Origin of the sequence: Guyparkeria halopsychrophila (assembly GCF_044582135.1) — a bacterium.
Classification (GTDB): Bacteria; Pseudomonadota; Gammaproteobacteria; order Halothiobacillales; family Halothiobacillaceae; genus Guyparkeria.
Genome location: NZ_JBDODP010000018.1, coordinates 27,504 through 47,306 on the forward strand (window position 1 = coordinate 27,504; position 19,803 = coordinate 47,306).

Annotated in this window: 15 protein-coding genes; 3 read left to right on the forward strand and 12 right to left on the reverse strand. The window is 64.2% G+C overall.

What is annotated here, in order from left to right; translation table 11 throughout:
- Positions 1-125 precede the first annotated feature (125 nt).
- From cmk to mtnA, 9 genes are all read right to left on the reverse strand, one after another.
- Entirely contained in the window at positions 126-794 is a 669-nt protein-coding gene (cmk, locus tag ABGV18_RS08850) for a (d)CMP kinase (protein WP_396585706.1), read from the reverse strand.
- A 451-nt stretch (positions 795-1,245) separates the two neighbouring features.
- Positions 1,246-2,601 carry a 3-phosphoshikimate 1-carboxyvinyltransferase gene (gene aroA, locus ABGV18_RS08855; RefSeq protein ID WP_396585707.1) on the reverse strand — a complete coding sequence of 452 codons (1,356 nt, stop codon included), beginning with the start codon at positions 2,599-2,601 and terminating at the stop codon, positions 1,246-1,248.
- 56 nt (positions 2,602-2,657) lie between these two features.
- Positions 2,658-3,590: a prephenate dehydrogenase/arogenate dehydrogenase family protein gene (locus ABGV18_RS08860; protein WP_396585733.1), complete on the reverse strand. Its 933-nt coding sequence runs from the start codon at positions 3,588-3,590 to the stop codon at positions 2,658-2,660.
- A complete protein-coding gene (gene hisC, locus ABGV18_RS08865; RefSeq protein ID WP_396585708.1) occupies positions 3,590-4,765 on the reverse strand; it encodes a histidinol-phosphate transaminase in 1,176 nt (391 codons plus the stop codon). The genes ABGV18_RS08860 and hisC overlap by 1 nt, the downstream gene beginning before the upstream one ends.
- On the reverse strand, positions 4,762-5,907 hold the full coding sequence (pheA, locus tag ABGV18_RS08870; RefSeq protein ID WP_396585709.1) for a prephenate dehydratase: 1,146 nt from the start codon (positions 5,905-5,907) through the stop codon (positions 4,762-4,764). The genes hisC and pheA overlap by 4 nt, the downstream gene beginning before the upstream one ends.
- Positions 5,908-5,922: 15 nt before the next feature.
- Positions 5,923-7,086 (reverse strand): NAD(P)-dependent oxidoreductase, encoded by a 1,164-nt coding sequence (locus tag ABGV18_RS08875; protein ID WP_396585710.1) that lies wholly within the window; start codon positions 7,084-7,086, stop codon positions 5,923-5,925.
- Positions 7,087-7,131: 45 nt separating this feature from the next.
- The gene (gene serC / locus ABGV18_RS08880; protein WP_396585711.1) at positions 7,132-8,214 is read right to left on the reverse strand and encodes a 3-phosphoserine/phosphohydroxythreonine transaminase; all 1,083 of its coding nucleotides are present in this window, start codon (positions 8,212-8,214) and stop codon (positions 7,132-7,134) included.
- 121 nt (positions 8,215-8,335) lie between these two features.
- Complete coding sequence (gene gyrA, locus ABGV18_RS08885; protein WP_396585712.1) at positions 8,336-10,909, reverse strand: DNA gyrase subunit A; 2,574 nt, start codon at positions 10,907-10,909, stop codon at positions 8,336-8,338.
- A gap of 223 nt (positions 10,910-11,132) precedes the next feature.
- Complete coding sequence (mtnA, locus tag ABGV18_RS08890) at positions 11,133-12,164, reverse strand: S-methyl-5-thioribose-1-phosphate isomerase (protein WP_396585734.1); 1,032 nt, start codon at positions 12,162-12,164, stop codon at positions 11,133-11,135.
- Positions 12,165-12,419: 255 nt separating this feature from the next.
- Here mtnA and ABGV18_RS08895 point away from each other — a divergent pair, with 255 nt between their 5' ends.
- Positions 12,420-13,031 (forward strand): OmpA family protein, encoded by a 612-nt coding sequence (locus ABGV18_RS08895; RefSeq protein WP_396585713.1) that lies wholly within the window; start codon positions 12,420-12,422, stop codon positions 13,029-13,031.
- A gap of 165 nt (positions 13,032-13,196) precedes the next feature.
- On the forward strand, positions 13,197-14,012 hold the full coding sequence (locus ABGV18_RS08900) for a mechanosensitive ion channel domain-containing protein (protein WP_396585735.1): 816 nt from the start codon (positions 13,197-13,199) through the stop codon (positions 14,010-14,012).
- A 119-nt stretch (positions 14,013-14,131) separates the two neighbouring features.
- Here ABGV18_RS08900 and ABGV18_RS08905 read toward each other — a convergent pair whose 3' ends face one another.
- Positions 14,132-14,359, reverse strand: coding sequence for a hypothetical protein (locus ABGV18_RS08905; RefSeq protein WP_396585714.1), 228 nt, complete (start codon positions 14,357-14,359; stop codon positions 14,132-14,134).
- Positions 14,360-14,656: 297 nt separating this feature from the next.
- Here ABGV18_RS08905 and ABGV18_RS08910 point away from each other — a divergent pair, with 297 nt between their 5' ends.
- The gene (locus ABGV18_RS08910; RefSeq protein ID WP_396585715.1) at positions 14,657-16,165 is read left to right on the forward strand and encodes a diguanylate cyclase; all 1,509 of its coding nucleotides are present in this window, start codon (positions 14,657-14,659) and stop codon (positions 16,163-16,165) included.
- Positions 16,166-16,903: 738 nt separating this feature from the next.
- Here the strand turns inward: ABGV18_RS08910 and ABGV18_RS08915 are convergent.
- Positions 16,904-17,896: a phage portal protein gene (locus tag ABGV18_RS08915; RefSeq protein WP_396581401.1), complete on the reverse strand. Its 993-nt coding sequence runs from the start codon at positions 17,894-17,896 to the stop codon at positions 16,904-16,906.
- Positions 17,896-19,704 carry a terminase large subunit domain-containing protein gene (locus ABGV18_RS08920; protein ID WP_396581400.1) on the reverse strand — a complete coding sequence of 603 codons (1,809 nt, stop codon included), beginning with the start codon at positions 19,702-19,704 and terminating at the stop codon, positions 17,896-17,898. Before ABGV18_RS08920 ends, ABGV18_RS08915 begins: the two co-directional genes overlap by 1 nt.
- Positions 19,705-19,803: the final 99 nt, after the last annotated feature.

Consider the following 19,803-nt stretch of genomic DNA (forward strand, 5'->3'; position numbering starts at 1 on the left):
TAGCTGTCCGTCGTGGTTAAAAAATGCTGGCTTATCCTTCCCTGGGTTTGCCAGAACCAACTGTTTGTTGATGAGCGGGCGGCATTGCCCGTACAAAAACACGAGTCAACGGCCCCGCCGTGTCACTACGCATCCCGATCGGCGAGCCGATCCTGGATGTAGCGCCACAACGTGGCCTCCACCTCGTCAATGGAAAGATCGCTGGAATCAACGACTAACGCATCTTCCGCCGGTTTGAGCGGCGCGACCGAACGATTCCGGTCCCGCTCATCCCGCTGACGAATCTCCTCGACGAGGGCGGTAAAACTAGCATCGAATCCATTCTCGATCAACTGCTTATAACGCCGGTCGGCGCGCACCTCGGCGCTGGCATCGAGAAAGATCTTGGCGGGGGCCTCCGGAAAGACCACCGTGCCCATGTCACGGCCATCGGCGACCAGTCCCGCCGCCTTGGCAAAATCACGCTGACGCTGCAACAACGCCTCCCGCACCTCGGGACGTGCGGCAATCTGTGAGGCGATCGCGCCGGTGGTTTCGGTGCGCAATTCCCGACTGACGTTCTCGTCATTGAGAAACACCTTGCCCTCTTCGTCGAAGCAGCAATCAAGGTGCCGCGCGATGTCGACGATCTCGGGCGCCTGCGGCGCAAGGCCCGCGTTCTGACTGGCCAGTGCCGTCAGCCGATAGAGTGCGCCGGAATCGAGCATGCCGAAGCCCAACCGGGCGGCCAATCGCCGGGCGATCGTGCCCTTGCCCGAACCACTGGGGCCGTCGATGGTGATGACCGGTACCATTAAATTCTCCTGATGTTGCTACATTACCCGACGTGGCGTGGCGGTCGGCTATCCACGATCCGTTGCGCAACCCCGCCCTTCGGCAAGGAACGCTCCTCAAGCCGTCGGGTGGGATTTCGCACGCCAGCCAACTGTCGTCACTATGTTCCGACCGCGGTGCCGGGCGCGCGAGCCGCTTTTCTTGCCTTGTCCAAGAAAAGGGGCAAAAAGAAGGACACCCCATGCCTTGGCCCTTCGGGCGCGCGGACCTCACGACGAGGCCCGCGGCCTCGTGAGCCTCGGACGGCTTTTCGGGGCCGGTTCGACGCGACCTCCTGTCGCGGCGAACCTCGAAGCGACATCCCTGTCGCTTCGCCCCGGCCGCCCGAGGCTCACGAGGCAAGGCATAACGGAGACGCACCCTTCAATCAGCCGCAGGCCAATGGCGAATAAACCCGCTGACTTTCCAGCCTCAGTGCCGCGAAAGCTCCAGGCACCCACCCAATCGGTTGAACAACTCGGCAAACCCCGGGAACGAGGTTTCGACGAACTGGCAGTCGTGGATGGTGACCTCGCCACGGGCCTTGAGCCCGGCGACGGCGAATGCCATCGCGATGCGGTGGTCGCCCTGCGCGTAGATGGTCGCCGACCCGAACGGGGTCGGCTCGCCGCGTCCCTCGATGATCATGCCATCGGCGGTCGGGGTCGCATCGATGCCGAGCTTCTGCAGGCCGTCGGCCATCACCGCGATCCGATCGGATTCCTTGACCCGCAACTCCTCGGCCCCGGTGAGCACGGTCCGCCCCGTCGCACAGGCCGCGGCGACGAAGATGACCGGGAACTCGTCGATCGCCAGCGGCACCAATGCCTCGTCGATCTCGATGCCGTGCAATGCGGCGCTCTTGACACGCAGGTCGGCCACCGGCTCGCCACCGACCTCGCGACGGCCCTCGATGCGGATATCCGCGCCCATGGCCTTGAGAATATCGATCACGCCGGTGCGGGTCGGGTTCAGCCCCACGTGGGTCAGCAGGATCTCCGAGTCGGGGACGATGCTCGCCGCCACCAGGAAAAACGCCGCCGAGGAGATGTCCGCCGGGACTTCCAGGCGACGCGCCTCCAGCCGACGTGTCGCCGGGTCGGCCTGTTCGATGCAGACGCGCGCGCCGTCACGCTTAACGCCCACACCCAGGCCAGAGAGCATGCGCTCGGTGTGGTCGCGCGTGGGGGCCGGTTCGGTCACACAGGTGGAACCCTCGGCGTAGAGGCCGGCCAGTAGCACGCAGGATTTGACCTGTGCACTGGCCATCGGCATCGCGTAATCAATCGCCTTGAGCGACTGCCCGCCGTGGATATTTAGCGGCGAACGCCCCTCGGGGCCGGAGTCGATGCGTGCGCCCATCGCAGCAAGCGGGTCGATCACCCGTTTCATCGGCCGGCGCGACAACGAGGCATCGCCCTCAAGCACCGTATCGAAGGCCTGCCCGGCGAGGATGCCGGACATCAGGCGCATCGATGTGCCCGAATTGCCGACGTAGAGCGGCTCTCCCGGCTTTTTCAAGCCATGCAAGCCGACACCCTCGATGGTCACCCGACCGGCTTCGGGGTCGGTGATGGAGACTCCCATGGCCCGAAAGCAGCGCAAGGTATTGAGACTGTCCTCGCCCTCGAGAAAACCACTGATCTCGGTAGTGCCCTCGGCCAGCGAGCCGAACATGATCGAGCGATGCGAAATCGACTTGTCGCCCGGCACCCGCGCCTCGCCCTCGAGCGTTTGAGCGGCGGTGCTGCGATAGATCAGGGAAGCGGGTTCATGAACTGCGGTCATGGCGCGGTCATCCGGGGTTGGACTGAAAAAGGAATGGGTTCGGGCCTATCGACGGTTCAGCGGCTGGTCTTGCCCGTCTCGCTGATTCCGTTGGCCTGACTGGCCCCGTTGGCCTCGTTAGCTTGGGCCACGGGATACAGGGCATCACGCACGGCCTTCGCCTCGTGGAAATAATGCTCGATCTTGGCGCCATCGGCGGACTCAAGCATGCCCCGCAGGGAGTCGAGCTCGGCTCGATAATGATCGAGCATCACCAGGATCTCGTCGCGGTTGTCGAGGCAAATGTCCCGCCACATGACCGGATCGGAGCTGGCGATACGTGTGAAGTCGCGAAAGCCGCCCGCGGCGTAGCGAAAGACCTCGTAGCGCTCAGCCAGTCGGGCGAGTGCCGAGACCATCGCGTAGGCGGCCGCATGCGGCAGATGGGACGTGGCGGCGAGCACGTGATCGTGATGGACCACGTCGAGCCGCTCGATACGGGCACCGGTCGCCTGCCACATCGCCTCGATGCGCGCGATGTCCTCGGCGCGGTTTTCCTCGATCGGTGTGAGGATCACGCGGTGACCGCGGTAGAGCTCCGCGGTGGCCGCCTCCGGCCCGCTACGCTCGCGCCCGGCAATCGGGTGCCCCGGGATGAATCGGGCCAGTTGCTCGGCCGACAGATGCGCCCGCGCCCGCTCGACCACCGCGCCCTTCACGCTGCCGCCGTCGGTGATCAACGCGCCATCCGGCAGGCAGCTCGCCAACTCGCCGAGCACCGCATCCATCGCCTTGACCGGCGTAGCCAGGAACACCAGGTCCGCCCCCTCGACCGCCTCGGCAATCGAATCGGCCGGCCGGTCGATCAGGCCGAGGCGCTCGGCGGCCAGGCGGGTGTCGAGTCGGCGCGAGTAGCCGACCACCTCACCTACCTCTCCCCGCTCGCGCAGGGCCAGGGCCAGCGAACCGCCGATCAGGCCGGTGCCGATCAGTGCCAGCCGGCGGAACATCATGCCGACGCGTCCTCGTCGGACAACCGGGCCAGCACGCGCTCAAGCGCGTCGATGGCACGGGCGTTCTGCTCCTCGGTACCAATGGTGATCCGCAACGCCTGCGACAAGCCGCCACGGGGTTCCATCCCACCCAGCGGTCGAACGATCACGCCCTCGCGCAGCAGGGCCTCGAAGACCCGCCCGGCGGCAAACGGCGTGATCACCGTGATGAAGTTCGCCCGGCTGGGGACGGTCTGCCAGCCGTTCGCCTCAGCGGCGGCTGTCCACTGGGCCAAGCCGATCCGGTTGACCTCCCGACTGCGGGCGATGAATGCGCCGTCCTCGAGCGCCGCCTCGGCACCACGCAGGGCGAGCGCGTTGACATTGAAGGGGTGACGCACCCGATCGAGCAGGCTGGCGATCGCCGGGTCACTGACGGCGAACCCCACGCGCAACGCGGCGAGGCCGAAAATCTTCGAGAAGGTGCGCGTGACGATTAGGTTCGGGTAGTGCGCGAGGAGCTCGATGCCATCCGGAAAGGCCGGGTCATCGACGTACTCGGTATACGCCTCGTCGAGCACCACGACCACCTGCGGTGGCACGGTATCCAGCAGCGCCCGAAGGTCGGCGGCCTCTACCCAGGTCCCGGTGGGATTGTTGGGGTTGGCAAGGAACAGCACGCGGGTGCGCTCGTCGACCGCTGCGGCCATCGCCTCCAGCTCGGCACCGAAAGGCATCTCCGGGTCGTCGGCCGGGCGCGCCGGCACCACCTTCGCCTCGGCACCGGCCGCCTGGGTGGCCAGGGCGTAGACGGCAAAGGCGTGCTCGGAGAACACGGCGTTGACACCCGGCTCGAGGTAGGCGCGAGCGACCAGCTCGAGCACGTCGTTCGAGCCGTTGCCCAGCGTGACCTGCTCCGGGTGGATGTCGAAGTGCGTGCCGATCGCGCGCTTGAGGTGAAAACCGCTGCCGTCCGGATAGACGTGCAGATCGGCAAGCGCGGCCTGGATTGCCTCGACGGCACGCGGGGACGGACCCAAGGGGTTCTCGTTCGAGGCGAGCTTGAGCACGTCACTGATGCCGTACTCGCGCGCGACCTCCTCGGCCGGCTTGCCCGGGACGTAGGGCCGGATGGCCGCGACACAGGCGCGCACCCGACCGAACGACAACGCGTTCTCGGCCTGGCCCATCATTCGCCTCCCGGCTGGCTGATGACCGGCACCGGGTAGGACCCCAGCACGCGCAATTGACCGCAATGGGGCCGCAACTGTTCGAGCGCGGCGGCCACCGCCGGCTCGTCACGATGACCGGCGATGTCGATGAAAAAGACGTAATCCCAGACACGGTCCCTGGCGGGACGTGACTCGATGCGCAGCACGTCGATACCGGCCTCGGACAGCGGCAGCAACAGCCGTGTCAGCGCGCCGGGCTCGTTGGTCACCGACAGCAGCAAAGCGGTCTTGTCGTTGTTCGAGGCCGCGACCGGCTCGCGACCAAGTACGGCGAATCGGGTGGTGTTCTGGACGTTGTCCTGGATGTTCGATGCGCGCACCACCAGCCCGTGACGCTCGGCGGCGAAGGCCGGGCCGATGGCAAACACCTCGGGGTCGGACGCCGCCTGCTGGGCGGCGGCGCTATTGCTGGCCACGGCCATGCGTTCGATGCCCGGGAAATGGGCATCGAGCCACTCACGGCACTGGGCCAGCGACTGGGCGTGCGAGACGATCACGCGCGGGGCGCCAGCCGCGTGGGGGTGCGCCATCAACTGCTGATCGATGCGCAGCGACACCTCGCCGCAGAGCAGCAGGTCGCTGCCGGCGAGTGAGTCGAGCGTGACCGAGACACTGCCCTCGGTGGAGTTCTCCAGCGGCACCACACCGTAGTCGACGCTGCCGGCGGCAACCGCCCGGAACACCTCGGGGATGCCCGGCTCGAACTGCAACCGGCCGCCGTGGCCGAAGGCCGCCACCGCGGCCAACTCGGAGAACGTGCCCGACGGCCCCAGGGTCGCGATCGCCAGCGGCCGCTCGTGGGCGAGGCAGGCCGACATGATCTCGCGAAACAGCCAGGCGACGGTGTCGTCGTCCAGCGGACCGGGATTGAGGTCGCGGATGCGGGAAAGCACCTGCGCCTCGCGCTCCGGCCGATAGAACGATTGCCCCGAATGATGCGCGGGATCGCGCTCCTTGATGAACGCGACCTGCTCGGCCAGGCGCGCACGCTGGCTGAGCAGGTCGAGAATCTGCCGATCGATCGAGTCGATCAGCACCCGCACCTCGTCCAGGCTCTCGGGCAATGCCGCGTCAGCCGCGGACTTGGCTGGTATGCCGCCCATGGGCCCGAACGGGGATCAGAGCAGGCGGAGGCGCAGAACGCCGTCGATGGCCGCCAACTCGTCGCGGGTCGCGGCCGGCACCTCGCGGTCGACGTCCAGCAGGGTGTAGGCCACCTTGTCGCGCGACTCGTTGACCAAATGCTCGATGTTCACGCCGGCCTTGCCGAGGATGTGCGAGATCTGACCGACCATGTCCGGGCGGTTGAGGTTGGCGATCGCGATGCGTTGCGCACCGGAGCGGGCCATCTGAACGTGCGGCATGTTGACCGCGTTCTTGATGTTGCCGTTCTCGATGTAGTCGCGCACCTGGTCGGCGACCATGACCGCGCAGTTGTCCTCGGCCTCGTCGGTGGACGCACCCAGGTGCGGCAGAGCCAGGCACTTGGGGTGGTTCTTGGTCAGGTTGGTTGGGAAGTCGCAGACGTAGGACAGGGCCTTGCCGTTGTCCAGCGCGTCGACCATGGCCTGCTCGTTGACGATACCGGCGCGGGCGAAGTTCAGGACCACGACGTTGTCCTTCATGAACGCCAGACGCTCGGCGTTGATCAGGTCACGGGTCGCATCGACCAGCGGTACGTGCAGTGAGACGAAATCGGCCTTGGCCAGAACCTCGTCGACGCTGCCCGCCTGATGGACGTCCGGCGACAACTCCCAGGCGCGCTCGACGCTGATGCCCGGGTCGAAGCCGATCACGCGCATGCCCAGCGCCTTGGCGGAGTTCGCCACGCGTACGCCGATCGCGCCCAGGCCGATGATGCCCAGCGTGCGACCCGGCAGCTCGAAGCCCTTGAAGTGCTTCTTGCCGGCCTCGGTCGCCTTGTTGATCTCCTCGTCGGAACCCTCGAGCTTGCGCGCGAAGTCCCAGGCCGGGCCGATGTTGCGGATCGACATCAGCATGCCGGCGATGACCAGTTCCTTGACCGCGTTGGCATTGGCGCCCGGGGCATTGAAGACGACCACGCCCTGCTCGGTCATCTTGTCCACCGGGACGTTGTTGACGCCGGCGCCGGCACGACCGATCGCCAGCAGCGAATCCGGCAGGTCCATGTCGTGCATCTTGGCCGAGCGGACCAGGATGCCGTCCGCGTCGTTCAGTTCCGCACCGATGTCGTACTGGTCGGTCGGCAGGCGCTCGAGGCCCTTGTTGGAGATGGCATTGAGGGTGTGAATCTTGTACATGACGGATTCCTTGAAAACAGTGGCTGACAGCGAGGCGAGCCAGGCTCAGCCGTGGCGCTTGGCGAAGTCGTTCATGAAGTGGATCAGGGCATCGACGCCGGCCTCGGGCATGGCGTTGTAGATGCTGGCACGCATGCCGCCGACCGAGCGGTGACCGTTGAGCGTCACCAGGCCCTGACGACCGGCCTCTTCGAGGAAGGTCTTGTCGAGCGCATCGTCGGCCAGCATGAACGGCACGTTCATCCAGGAGCGATACTGAGGCTCGACCGGGTTGCTGTAGAACGGATTGTCGTTGATAGCGGCGTAGAGCTTCTCGGCCTTGCGCTGGTTGATCTTGCCCATTTCCTCGAGACCGCCCTTGGCGAGCAGATGCTCGAACACCAGGCCCGCCATGTACCAGGCATAGGTCGGCGGGGTGTTGAACATGGAGTCGGCTTCCGCCTGGGTGGCCCAGTCGAGCATTGCCGGGGTGTTGTCGCGTGACTTGCCCATCAGGTCCTCGCGGACGATGACGATGGTCAGGCCGGCCGGGCCGATGTTCTTCTGCGCACCAGCGTAAATGACACCAAACTTCGAGACGTCGATCGGGCGCGACAGGATGGTGGAGGACATGTCCGCGACCAGCGGCACGTCACCGGTGTCGGGGATGTAGGGGAACTCGACGCCGGCGATGGTCTCGTTCGGCGTGTAATGGACATAGTCGGCGTCACTGGAGAACTTAATCTCTCCCTCGGCCGGCAGCGTGGTGAAGTTTTCCGGCTTGGTGTCGGCGACCACATTGACGTCGACGAAGCGCTTGGCTTCCTTGATCGCCTTGACCGACCAGTGGCCGGTGTTCAGGTAGTCGGCCTTGCCCGAGCCGTTGCCCAGGTTCAGCGGAATCGCGCCGAACTGAGTCGAGGCGCCGCCCTGCAGGAACAGCACCTTGTAGTTGTCCGGGATGTTCATCAGCTTGCGCAAGTTGGCTTCCGCCCGCTCGGCGATGCCGACGAAATCCTTGCCTCGATGGCTCATTTCCATGACCGACATGCCAGTGCCCTGGTAATCGACCATCTCGTCCCGCGCGCGGGTAAGTACCTCGGTGGGCAACATCGCCGGACCGGCGCTGAAGTTGTAAACGCGAGCCATGACTACTCCTGAACAGAAACGGAAAACAAGCGACCGGGCGAGCGTTCGCCTAGTCCATCATTCAATCGAAAACAGCCCGCAACGAGCGGGCTGATTGGGGTGGCAACGGCCACGGCGGAGATCACTCCCCCGCGTCCTGATCCTCGACTTCCTCGTCGCCCTCGTCTTCCATGGCCGCGACCGGCTCGACCTGAACCAGACACTCGTCCTTGCCCAGACGGATGAGGGTCACGCCCTGGGTATTACGCGACAGGGAGGAAATCTGGGACACCTCGGTGCGCACGAGTGTACCGCGGTTCGAGATGAGAATCACCTCGTCGGACTCGCGCACCAACACCGCGCCGACCAGCTCGCCGTTGCGCTCACTGGTGTTGATTGCGATCACGCCCTGCCCGCCCCGGTTGTACACGGGGAAGTCGTCGGTGGGGGTGCGCTTGCCATAGCCGTGCTCGGTGGCCGTGAGCACCTCGCCTTCGTCGACCACGATCAACGAGACCACGAACTGCTTGTCCTGCAGGCGAATACCTCGCACACCTGCCGCGGTACGACCCATCGACCGCACGTCTTCCTCGGCAAAACGCGTCGCCTTGCCGGCGTTGGAGAACAGCATGATCTCGCGGGATCCATCGGTCAGCGCCGCGCCGATCAGCCGGTCGCCTTCGCGCAGATCGATGGCGATGATGCCGGCCTGACGCGGACGGGAGAAGTCGACCAACGGCGTCTTCTTCACCTGGCCATTGCGCGTGGCGAAGAAGATGTAGTGATCGTCGACGAACTCGCGGATCGGCAGCATGGTGTTGATGTGCTCGCCGTCCTGCAGCGGCAGGACGTTGACCACCGGCCGACCACGCGCGCCACGGGCACCCTGCGGCAACTGGTAGACCTTGCGCCAGTAGACCCGGCCGAAGTTGGTGAACATCAGCACCCAGGCGTGGGTGCTGGCCACCAGCAACTGCTCGATGACATCCTCGTCCTTCATGCGCGTCGAGGCCTTGCCTCGGCCACCGCGCCGCTGGCTACGGTAATCGGTCAGTGACTGGGTCTTGATGTAGCCCTCACGAGAGAGCGTGACCACGCGGTCTTCCTCCGCGATCAGATCCTCCATCGAGAGGTCTTCGTAGTCGACGATGATCTCGGTGCGACGCGCATCGGCGTACTCATCCCGGATCCGCATCAGCTCTTCGCGGATGACCCGCATCAGGCGGCCTTCCGAGCGCAGGATATCGAGCAGGTCGATGATGCGTTCGAGGAGGTTGGCGTATTCCTCGACGATCTTGTCCTGCTCGAGACCGGTGAGTCGGTTGAGCCGCATCTCGAGAATGGCCTGGGCCTGCTCGGTCGACAGCCGATAGCTGCCGTCTTCCTGCAGGCCGAACGCGTCGCCCAGCGCCTCGGGACGCGAGGCGGCGGCATCGGCCTTCTCGAGCATGGTGCGAACCACGCCGGACTCCCAGGTGCCTTCGAGCAGCTTGATCTTCGCCTCGGCCGGGGTGGGCGCCGCCTTGATCACGGCGATCATCGGGTCGATGTTCGCCAGGGCCACGGCCAGACCCTCGAGGATGTGGGCCCGATCCCGCGCCTTGCGCAGATCGTAGATGGTCCGCCGGGTAACGACTTCGCGGCGATGACGCAGGAAGACATTGAGGATTTCGCGCAGGCCGACGGTGCGCGGCTGGCCGTCGATCAGCGTGACCATGTTGATGCCGAACACGCTCTGCAACTGGGTCTGCTGGTAGAGGTTGTTCAGGAGCACGTCGGGCATCTCGCCACGCTTGCACTCGATCACGACGCGCATGCCATCCTTGTCGGACTCGTCACGCAGTTCGGCGATACCGTCGATCTTCTTCTCGCGCACCAGTTCGGCAATGCGCTCGATCAGGCGCGCCTTGTTGACCTGGTACGGCAGCTCGGTGATCACGATCGAAGTGCGATCGGTCTTCTCGCTGTCCTCGAACCCGGCGCGGGCACGCATCACGCAGCGGCCACGACCCGTGAGGTAGGCATCACGCAGGCCGGCCGCGCCATTGATGATGCCGGCGGTCGGGAAGTCGGGGGCCGGCACGTACGCGAGCAGGTCGTCGTCGTTGATCGCCGGGTCGTCGATCATCGCGACGGTGGCGTCGAGCACCTCGCCGAGATTGTGTGGCGGAATATTAGTGGCCATGCCCACCGCAATGCCCGACGAGCCGTTGACCAGCAGGTTCGGGAACTGGGCGGGCAGGACCTGCGGCTCGGATTCCGAACCGTCGTAGTTGTCGATGAAATCGACGGTTTCCTTGTCGATGTCGGCGAGCAGCTCGTGGGCGATCTTCGCCATGCGCACTTCGGTGTAACGCATCGCGGCCGGGGCATCGCCGTCGACCGAGCCGAAGTTGCCCTGGCCGTCGATGAGCATCTTGCGCATGGAGAAATCCTGCGCCATGCGCACCAGCGCGTCGTAGACCGCCGAATCCCCGTGCGGGTGATACTTACCGATGACGTCACCGACGACACGCGCGGATTTCTTGTAGGGCTTGTTCCACTCGTTGCCCAGCTCGCGCATGGCGTAGAGGACGCGGCGGTGTACCGGCTTGAGGCCGTCTCGGGCATCCGGCAGCGCACGCCCCACGATCACGCTCATGGCGTAATCGAGATAGGACTGCCGCATCTCGTCTTCGAGATTGACCGGGAAGATTTCTTGAGCGAACTGAGTCATTCGAGTGTCCTGGTACCCACGAGTGTCCTGATTCAACGGCGCGATCTTTTCGACCGCTGCAGCGAGGCGAGAAGGCAACTACCTTCGAGCATCGCTCCCGCCGGGTCACCGCAACCCCGCGAGACCGCCACAGAGCCCTTGTGGCTGCGGTCGGATGGGGGTGCCGGCAAACCGCGCTATCGTACCACAGAGCGCCCCTTGCAGGGCTGCCCCAGCCGGCTCGTCAGTCGAACAGGCGCGCAACCCCGGCTCGATCCGGGCGATGCACCACCCCGGCCTCGGTAACCAGGGCATCGATCAGCCCGGCCGGCGTGACATCGAAGGCCGGGTTATAAACATCGGCCCCTTCGGGGGCCACCGGCCGTCCCGCGATTTCACTTACCTCGGATGCCGGCCGCTGCTCGATCTCGATCGCCCCGCCTTCCGGGCAGTCGCGATCGATCGTCGAACGCGGCGCGACCACCATGAACTTCACGCCATGATGTCGTGCCAGCACGGCCAGCGCGTACGTGCCGATCTTGTTCGCCACATCGCCATTTGCCGCGACCCGATCGGCCCCCACGATCACCCAGCTCACCTGACCGGCGGCCAGCACGCTCGCCGCGGCGCTGTCACAAATAAGGCGGTAGGGAATCGATTCCTGCTGCAACTCCCAGGCCGTCAGCCGCGAGCCCTGCAGCCAGGGACGGGTTTCGTCCACATACACCCCTTCCAACCGCCCGGCCGCCCAGGCATCGCGGACCACACCCAGCGCCGTGCCCTGCCCCGCGGTGGCCAACGCGCCGGTATTACAATGAGTAAGCACCCAGCCCCGATCGGCGCCGGGATCGATCAACCCCGCCCCCAGCTGACTCATGGCGAGATTCGCCTCGACGTCACGCGCCTCGATGGATTGCGCCTCGTCAGTCAAACGACGCAGCCGTTCGTCACGCTCCAGCGATTCGACCGAACGCAGGCAGGCAACCATGCGATCCAAGGCCCAGACCAGATTGACGGCCGTCGGACGCGCGGCGGCCAATTCGCGATAGGCTGACCCAAGCGTCGTCGGGGTGAGCTCGTCACCCCGAGCAATCGCCGCGTGCGCGGCCAGCAAATAACCATAAGCCGCCGCCACCCCGATGGCAGGCGCCCCGCGCACCGCCATCTCCCGTATCACTTTTGCCACGCACGTTGCGCCTGAACAACACAGCCATTCGACCCGGTGAGGCAAAAGCCGCTGGTCGAGGACATGCAGCCGTTTGTCCTTGTATTTCATCGTCTTAAGCAAAACAAACCCCCACTCCAAGATACGTCGAAATCACCAACGGACACTCCTTCCACCCAGGGGTGCAACCACCCCTGCTCGATCTTGATACCGATTTACGCAATCAATCGGCGCTATTTTTGCACTTTGCCGGAAGGGGCGGCTACTATCCGGGTGAGATTCAACCCATGTCGGACCTGAATCGCGCTATTCCTAGCGACTCTAAAAAGTCATCTCTGACCTCAAAGAAACAAGGAGATTTCACAGATGAAGAAATTGACCGTGATCGCTGCCTCCGTTGCAGCCACGTTTGCCTTCTCTGGCCAAGCCCTCGCCGGGGGTAATTCCCCGTACGTGTTTAACAGCAGCGGCGACCCGGTAATGACCGGCCATGGCACCTGCCTGTACAACAATCACGGTACGCTGAACAGCGAAACCGCGATTGAAGCGTGCAACCCGGAACTGATCGTCCAGGCCAAGCCGGCGCCGAAGCCGATCGTCGAGCCGGCTCCGGCACCGGAGATGAAGACCATCACCCTCGAGGCGGACACCTACTTCGACTTCGACAAGTCGAACCTGAAGCCGGAAGGTAAAAACACCCTGAACGCGCTGGTCCGCGACATGGGTGACCTGAACGCCGTCGCGAACATCGAAGCGGTCGGTCACACCGACAGCATCGGTACCGACGCGTACAACCAGGGCCTGTCCGAGCGTCGCGCCGCGACCGTCAAGAACTACATGGTTGACCAGGGCGTTCCGAGCAACCGGATCGAGACCCAGGGCATGGGCGAATCGAACCCGGTCGCCACTAACCAGACCCGTGAAGGTCGCGCCCAGAACCGTCGCGTTGAAATCACCGTACAGGGCACTGCCCAGTAAAGCGTTTCCAACGCCTGACGTAAAAAACACCGCCTTCGGGCGGTGTTTTTGTTTGCGGCTCGCTAACATACCCACCCGAAGCGAACGAGAGGGTGCCCAGACAGGACACCCAATCCCCTCCTTCCACCCAAAACGCACGATAATGCAAATCAGAGAGGGACCGTGATGGAAGAAGCAGGCTTTTTCTCCCTGTATATATTGCCCTGGATCATCAAGATCGTAATTGCCGTCGCCATCGCCGTCGGCGGCTACTTCATCGCCACGGCCGGCAGCCCCTGGCTGGCCAGGCTCATGGGGCGCGGCGGCCTCGACCAGATGCTGGTGGGGTTTGTCGTCGCCCTGGCACGCACCGCGTTCCTGCTGTTCGTCGCCATTGCCGCTTTGTCGCAGCTGGGCCTGGACACGACCTCGCTCGTTGCCCTGGTCGCCGGCGCCGGCATCGCCGTTGGCTTGGCACTGAAAGACTCGCTGGGCAACTTTGCCGCCGGGGTAATGGTGCTGATTTTCCGTCCATTCAAGGCCGGCGACTTCATCGTCTCTGAGGGGCTGATGGGCACCGTCAACGAGATTGGCATCTTCCACACCCGAATGAACACGCCCGACAACGTCGAACTGATCGTGCCCAACGGCCAGCTCTACGCCTCGGCGATCACCAACTACAGCGTGCGCGATACCCGTCGCCTGGATCTGGCGATCGGCATCGACTATGCCGACGACATCGCCAAGGCCAAGGAATTGATCATGCGTGTGTTCGAGAACGACGAGCGCGTCCTCAACTACCCCGCTCCGGCCGTGCTGGTCGACCAGTTCGGCGCATCGAGTGTCGACCTGCTGGCACGTCCGTGGATTCGCTCGGCCGACATGCCGACGATCAAGTCCGACCTGCAACAGCAGATCAAGGAAGCCTTCGATGCCAACGGCATCACCATCCCGTTCCCGCAGATGGTGGTGAGCTCGGTCGAACCCGGCGACGAGAAATAAGAGGCTCCTGGCCGGCCGCTCGCACCGGGAAAGCCCCGCGGACCGCGGGGCTTTCTTTTGCTCGCCAGGGACAGCTAGGGACAGCCCCCGGGGACAGCCCCCCGGGCGCGACGGGTCAGTTATCTGACCTCCAGCGTATCCGCCGCCCATACCGCCACGCCACCCCGGGCCGAGACGGCGCTATCGTCGTCCAGCAAGCGCTTGGTGGAATCAGCGCCACCGGCACCCTGCACGAAGACAAGGAAAGTGTCGTTTCCTTCCAACGCATTCACCCGCGTGTTATGAATATCACTCGGCATGTTAGCCGTGCCTTCGCCCAACAGACCGTTGTGATCGGCCAGGGCCACGCCCCGACGACTGGAAGGCCGCGGAAAAGCCAGGAAAGCGGGCGCGATGGGCCCTCACCTCGATCATGATGTTGCCTTCTCAAGCAGTCACCTTGTATCGACGCATGGGAATATAAACCGGTTCTTAGCCATGCGCTCGCGTTGACTACACCTTGCGGAAAGTTCCGCGCCGCCGACCCGACGGTCCAGCCGACCACGCGGCTCGAGGGGCAACTCGCGGCAGGACCGGTAGCGACAAACCGGGAAAGGACGACTGGACCGTTTTCACTGGAAGACCTATCAGGCAGGAGGCCCTAGATGTTCCGTCGATCGACGAAGCAAAGTGCCGAGGCGCCCGCATGCCCACTGGGCAACCACTGGCTGCTGGCCATGACCCTCAGCCTGACACTGCTTGGGGCAGCTGGTGGCTACCTGTGGGGAGCGAACGCCGTCATGCAGCAGGCCGACGAGAAGGCCGCTCAACTCGCGCGACAGTGGAGCCCGGCCCTTAGTGCTTTCTTCTCGCGCCACGCCGTCCTTCCACAAGCGCTCGAACTACTGCCCCGCATCCAGAGCACCCCGACCGCCGCCTCGCCGGCATCCGCCAACCCCTTTCTCAGTCAGCTCGCCGAGCGATTCGACCTAGATTCCCTCTACGTGATTCGCCCCTCGGGAACGACCGTGGCCTCGAGCACCGAGAGCTTCATCGGCGAGAACTACGCCTTCCGCCCCTACTTCCAGAACGCCATGGACGGCCGGACCACGATTTACGCGGCCCTGGGAAGCACGTCCAGCGAACCGGGCTACTACGTCGCCGGCCCCATCCGTGCGGACGACCGTATTGCCGGCGTTCTGGCAATCAAGGTGCGCTCTTCCTCCATCGGCGAGCTCCTTCCCCCGGAAGCCGACAGCGTCGACTGGGCCCTCTCTGACGAGCATGGAGTGATCTTCGCCGCCTCACGCGATGAGTGGCTGCTCCAGAGCCGTCACCCCCTTTCCACCACCACCCTTGAACGCCTAAACGAGGAGCGCCGCTATCCGGGCATCGATCCCGCTGTCATGCCAACGCCCTATCAAACCCGCCCCGAGACCGACGCCCACCCGCTCCTGATGCTGCCAGCCAATTACGTCGGCGTCGCCACGACGCCGATCTCGGGAACCAACTGGCGACTCACCTTCTTCACCTCCACTCGCACGTCCGCGACATTCGCCCTGATCTACGCCGCCCTGGGCGGAATCATCGTCCTGGCCATCTCACTTACGGGCGTGGTACTGGCACTCCGCGAGGCGAATCGCTCACAGATGCTTCGCACCGCGGTGCGCGATCCGCTGACCGGCCTGTTTACACGGCTATACATGAAGGAGGCGATTCCACCGCTGGTCGCCATGCACGTTCGGCATCCCGACCAGGGATTCACGATGGTCATGCTCGACATCGATCACTTCAAACGGGTCAACGACCATCACGGCCACCTCGCGGGCGACCGGGTGCTTGCCCATATCGGCAAGATCGTGCGCGAGCAGATCCGCGCCGGTGACATCCCGGTGCGTTACGGAGGGGAGGAACTGGCCGTCTTTCTGCCGGGAGAAGGGCTCGAGGAAGCCCGACAGTGTGCCGAGCGGATTCGGCAAGCGGTGGAGAAGACGGAAATCCGCGCCGGTCACTCGATGCTCAGCGTCACCATCAGCGCCGGGGTCGCCGTTCACCGGCAAGAAGAATCCCTGTCGGCGATAATCGGCCGTGCCGACCGAGAGCTATACTGCGCCAAGCAATCCGGCCGAAACCGCGTCTGCATCGAAGGCACCGCAGACACCCGGCCGGGATAGTCTCCGGGCGTGGCCACAAAAAAAAGCGCCTGCGGCACAAGCCGGCAGGCGCAATGGGTTCAGTCCGCTGACCCAGCGTATATGGCGGAGAGGCAGGGATTCGAACCCCGCGCCACTGGGTCAAACGCTCTTAAGCTGTTGTTTACACAGTATCAGGAAGGCCGGATTATGGCTGAATCTTTCCCAACACTTTCCCACGATCAATGAGGATCGACGTGCGGGCGCATCATGTGCGCGTGGATAGGCTGGAATCCGTGGGGGAGTCGGAAAACAGTAACTTCAGTAACCAAGGGCCAAAACGAGGCGCATGGTGTTGATTTGCAAAGGGTTTGATGGTTACAGAAAAGAGTAACTTATAGGTAACATGGTTACTCTTCCCAATGTAGAAGCGGCCTTATTTTTACTCGTTGCAAATCAACGCCTTGCGGCTGGTTACCTTTCTGGTTACTTCTAGGGCACCTTTTTTTGTAACCGTCAGCCTGTTCAATATCAGACACTTAGGCAGCAATTCCCGGCATGGTTACGCTTGTTACGCTTTTCCGATGCCCCACGGCTCCCACGGAGCCGAGCGTTTTCCCATTTTTTCCCCAGGAAAACCGGAGGTGCGGTGGGGTGCAGACTGCGCGCCGTGGGTTCCCGGGGGGCTGGCCTGGTCGGCAGGAAGGCGGCACGAAAAAGGCGGCCTTTCGGCCGCCGTGTTGGTGATCTGGCTGTTGTGACTGGTGGCGCGTCAGCGCATCACTGCTCTCGGCTGATGGTGTAGGGCCTCCAGCGGAACACCTCCTCGCCCAGCCAGTCGTTGATCTCGGTGACCCTGGTCTGGATGGGCTCGATCTCATTGGTAGCGAACACCTGGGCGGCGGTCTCGGCCGATCCGAAGCCGGCGGTGTTGGTGGGCACGATCCCCATCAGCTGCGGGGGTACCCGGTGAGCTGCCAGAACATCGTCCCGAGCGACCGTCTTGATGTTGAAGAACTCGTCCTTCGCGGCGACCTCGGAGACCGGGATCAGCTGGATGCCATCCTTCTTACCCCCGGGGGCATGCATGAACAGGTTCTTGAAGTTGCCCGGCCCCTTGCTGTCCTTCAGCGCGGTGCGCAGCGAGTCGACGTCCTCCTGCTCGACCGACTCGTCATTCAGGTAGAGGATGAAGCCGGCGTGGCTGCCGTTCTTGTAATACTTGCGCCGGAACAGCGTGGCCGACTCGCTCAACCAGGCTGCCTGCAAACCGGACAGGTACTCCGGCAGCCCGTAGATCTCCTGATTGATGTCCGGCTCCATCAGCTGGAAGACCGTGTCGGGATCGAACTGATGCTCCTCGAACAGGTTCGGTACGAACCAGAACTCACCGGGGGCCCGTCCTCGCCGGGTGTACTTGGCCGGGCTGGCCCGCACCCGCGCTAGCCGCCCGCCTCGATCCAGCACCCGCTCCGGGTAGCAATTGCCGAAGACCAGGTAGTCCAGGAACAGCCGGGACGCATCCTGCCGGCTCAACGCCGGATGCGTCTCCAGCGTGTTCAGTAGGATGTTCCGCTTCACCAGCAACGCACTCGAATGGTGCGGGTTGGCCCGCATCGACTTGGCCAGGCCCTCGAACGACACCGGCGGCTCATACCATTCGCGGAACGACCACGCCTCGAGGTAATCCAGGATCCCCGGGCCATCCAGAATCGGCTCCGGATCGCCGAACGTGAAGGCCTCCATCTTCTTGCCCGTCGTCGTCTCGCTCATTAGGAAATCTCCATAGTTGATCGCTGACGCGACTCCCGCCCATCGAGCGGCATTGGCTCGAGCGCGTTCATCAGCGCCCAAGCCAGATCAGCGTGGCCGGAACGATCGCGCCCGGCCTGGTAGGTGATATTGGAGCCGGAGGCGGTTGCCGCCCGGCGAATGGCCATCAATGCCGCCGCGAGATCCGTGTCACCCGAATCCCACTGAATCTCATGCCGGTGCACCAGCCCCAGCAGCCGCTGGACCAGCCGGTTCTTCACCTCGATGCCGTAATGCAGCGCCTGGGCCCTGGGGAAGAACTGGCGCACCATCTGGAACACGCCCTCGCCCGACCCCGTCTTGTCGATGCCGATGTGCTGGACGTTGTATTTCTTGGTCAGCTTGTGGATCTGCTCCGCCTGGGCGTGGTACGGCAGTTTTCGCCAGCTGGCCTTCTCCAGCACCCGCGCCGGCCGGTCGCCCTGCTTCGGCGCGACCACGACCACCGAGCTCGCATCCTGCGACGGCGACGGGTCATACCCGATCCACACCGGCCGATCGCCGAAGGGCCGCACCATCAACCGGTTGAAATCCTCCCACTCGTCCCAGCTATCCACCCCGCACGGCTGCAGGATCGACAGCGGGAACACGCTCGATTCATCATCGATGAACTGGCACATCAACAGCTGCGCGTAGGCCTCGGGCGAATACTCCCGCCGCAGCTCATCCAGATTGAACAGATCGCAGCCCCCGGCGATGGCATCCTCGATCGTCACCACCTGTCGCCACTGCCCATCCGGGTCCAGCCGACCGCCGGCCAGCGCCTTATTCGACACATCCAGCGTGATCCGCTCGCGCTCCGCCCGGCCCTGGTTGAAATGCTCGCCCGTCCAAAACGGATAGGCCTCATGCGTCACCGCGCTGGGCGTACTGATGTACGTCTTCGTCCAGCGCTTGTGCATCGCCATGCCGCTGGCCACCTTGTTGAAGGTCTCGAAGCCAGGGATCCAGAAATACTCATCCATGTACACGTGGCCGTGGTACGACTGCGCCGTGCGCGCATTGGTACCCAAGAACATCAACTCCGTCTGCCCGGCATCCGTGCGAATCGCCAGCGGCGAATCCAGCCCGCCCGCCAACTCCACGCCGGTCGCCTCGCGCACCCACTGAATGATGTAGCCGCGGAACACCTGCGCCTGCGCCTTTGACGCCGACATGAAGATGCTCGGGTCCCCGTCATCGATCGCCCGCATAAACGCCTCGCGGGCGAAGTACCAGGTCGCCCCGATCTGGCGTGACTTGAGCAGGTTGCGGATCCGCTGGTCATGCTGCTGGTACCAGGCCGCCTGGTAATCGAACAGCTCATCGCGGAACGACTCGCGCAGCGTCTCGAGGTGCTCCGGTGCCAGAAAGTTGCGCTTCGGCGACCCACCCTTCGGCTCGCCCGCGTTGCGGCGCTTCGGGTTCAGGTCCCCTTCCAGCCCCGTCTCCTGGTAACGCTTGATCCGTGTGGTTTGCGCCAGCGCCCGCAGTAGCTGGTCCAGCTCCTTGAACTCCGCGTTGCTCTTCTTCGGCTTCATCAGCAGCTGGTGGTAGCGGTACCGAGTCGTGTCCTCGATCTGCCGGATGACACCCCAGTCATCCCAGCCTTCCGACTTGCGCGCGTCATAGAGCGTGAACTTGTTCAGCCCCAGGTGCTCCGCGATCTGCGGGATACGCCACCCCATGAAATACAGCGCCCGCGCCATCACGCGGGGTTCGTGCGCATGCGCGTCGGTCAGCGGTGACGGTGTCGTCTCGGTCATGCGCCCGATGTTACGGACGGCCATGGCCTGCATCGCGCCACCCCCAGTCACTTAGGCACTAACTGACCGCTAACGCGTTGAAACGGCAGGACTATCCGAACAGCATCAAAGCCAGCCACCAAC

Coding starts and splice junctions, on each gene's coding strand:
- cmk (WP_396585706.1), bottom strand. CDS start 794: ATGGTACCGGTCATCACCATCGACGGCCCCAGTGGTTCGGGCAAGGGC.
- aroA (WP_396585707.1), bottom strand. CDS start 2,601: ATGACCGCAGTTCATGAACCCGCTTCCCTGATCTATCGCAGCACCGCC.
- ABGV18_RS08860 (WP_396585733.1), bottom strand. CDS start 3,590: ATGTTCCGCCGGCTGGCACTGATCGGCACCGGCCTGATCGGCGGTTCG.
- hisC (WP_396585708.1), bottom strand. CDS start 4,765: ATGATGGGCCAGGCCGAGAACGCGTTGTCGTTCGGTCGGGTGCGCGCC.
- pheA (WP_396585709.1), bottom strand. CDS start 5,907: ATGGGCGGCATACCAGCCAAGTCCGCGGCTGACGCGGCATTGCCCGAG.
- ABGV18_RS08875 (WP_396585710.1), bottom strand. CDS start 7,086: ATGTACAAGATTCACACCCTCAATGCCATCTCCAACAAGGGCCTCGAG.
- serC (WP_396585711.1), bottom strand. CDS start 8,214: ATGGCTCGCGTTTACAACTTCAGCGCCGGTCCGGCGATGTTGCCCACC.
- gyrA (WP_396585712.1), bottom strand. CDS start 10,909: ATGACTCAGTTCGCTCAAGAAATCTTCCCGGTCAATCTCGAAGACGAG.
- mtnA (WP_396585734.1), bottom strand. CDS start 12,164: ATGAAATACAAGGACAAACGGCTGCATGTCCTCGACCAGCGGCTTTTG.
- ABGV18_RS08895 (WP_396585713.1), top strand. CDS start 12,420: ATGAAGAAATTGACCGTGATCGCTGCCTCCGTTGCAGCCACGTTTGCC.
- ABGV18_RS08900 (WP_396585735.1), top strand. CDS start 13,197: ATGGAAGAAGCAGGCTTTTTCTCCCTGTATATATTGCCCTGGATCATC.
- ABGV18_RS08910 (WP_396585715.1), top strand. CDS start 14,657: ATGTTCCGTCGATCGACGAAGCAAAGTGCCGAGGCGCCCGCATGCCCA.
- ABGV18_RS08915 (WP_396581401.1), bottom strand. CDS start 17,896: ATGAGCGAGACGACGACGGGCAAGAAGATGGAGGCCTTCACGTTCGGC.
- ABGV18_RS08920 (WP_396581400.1), bottom strand. CDS start 19,704: ATGGCCGTCCGTAACATCGGGCGCATGACCGAGACGACACCGTCACCG.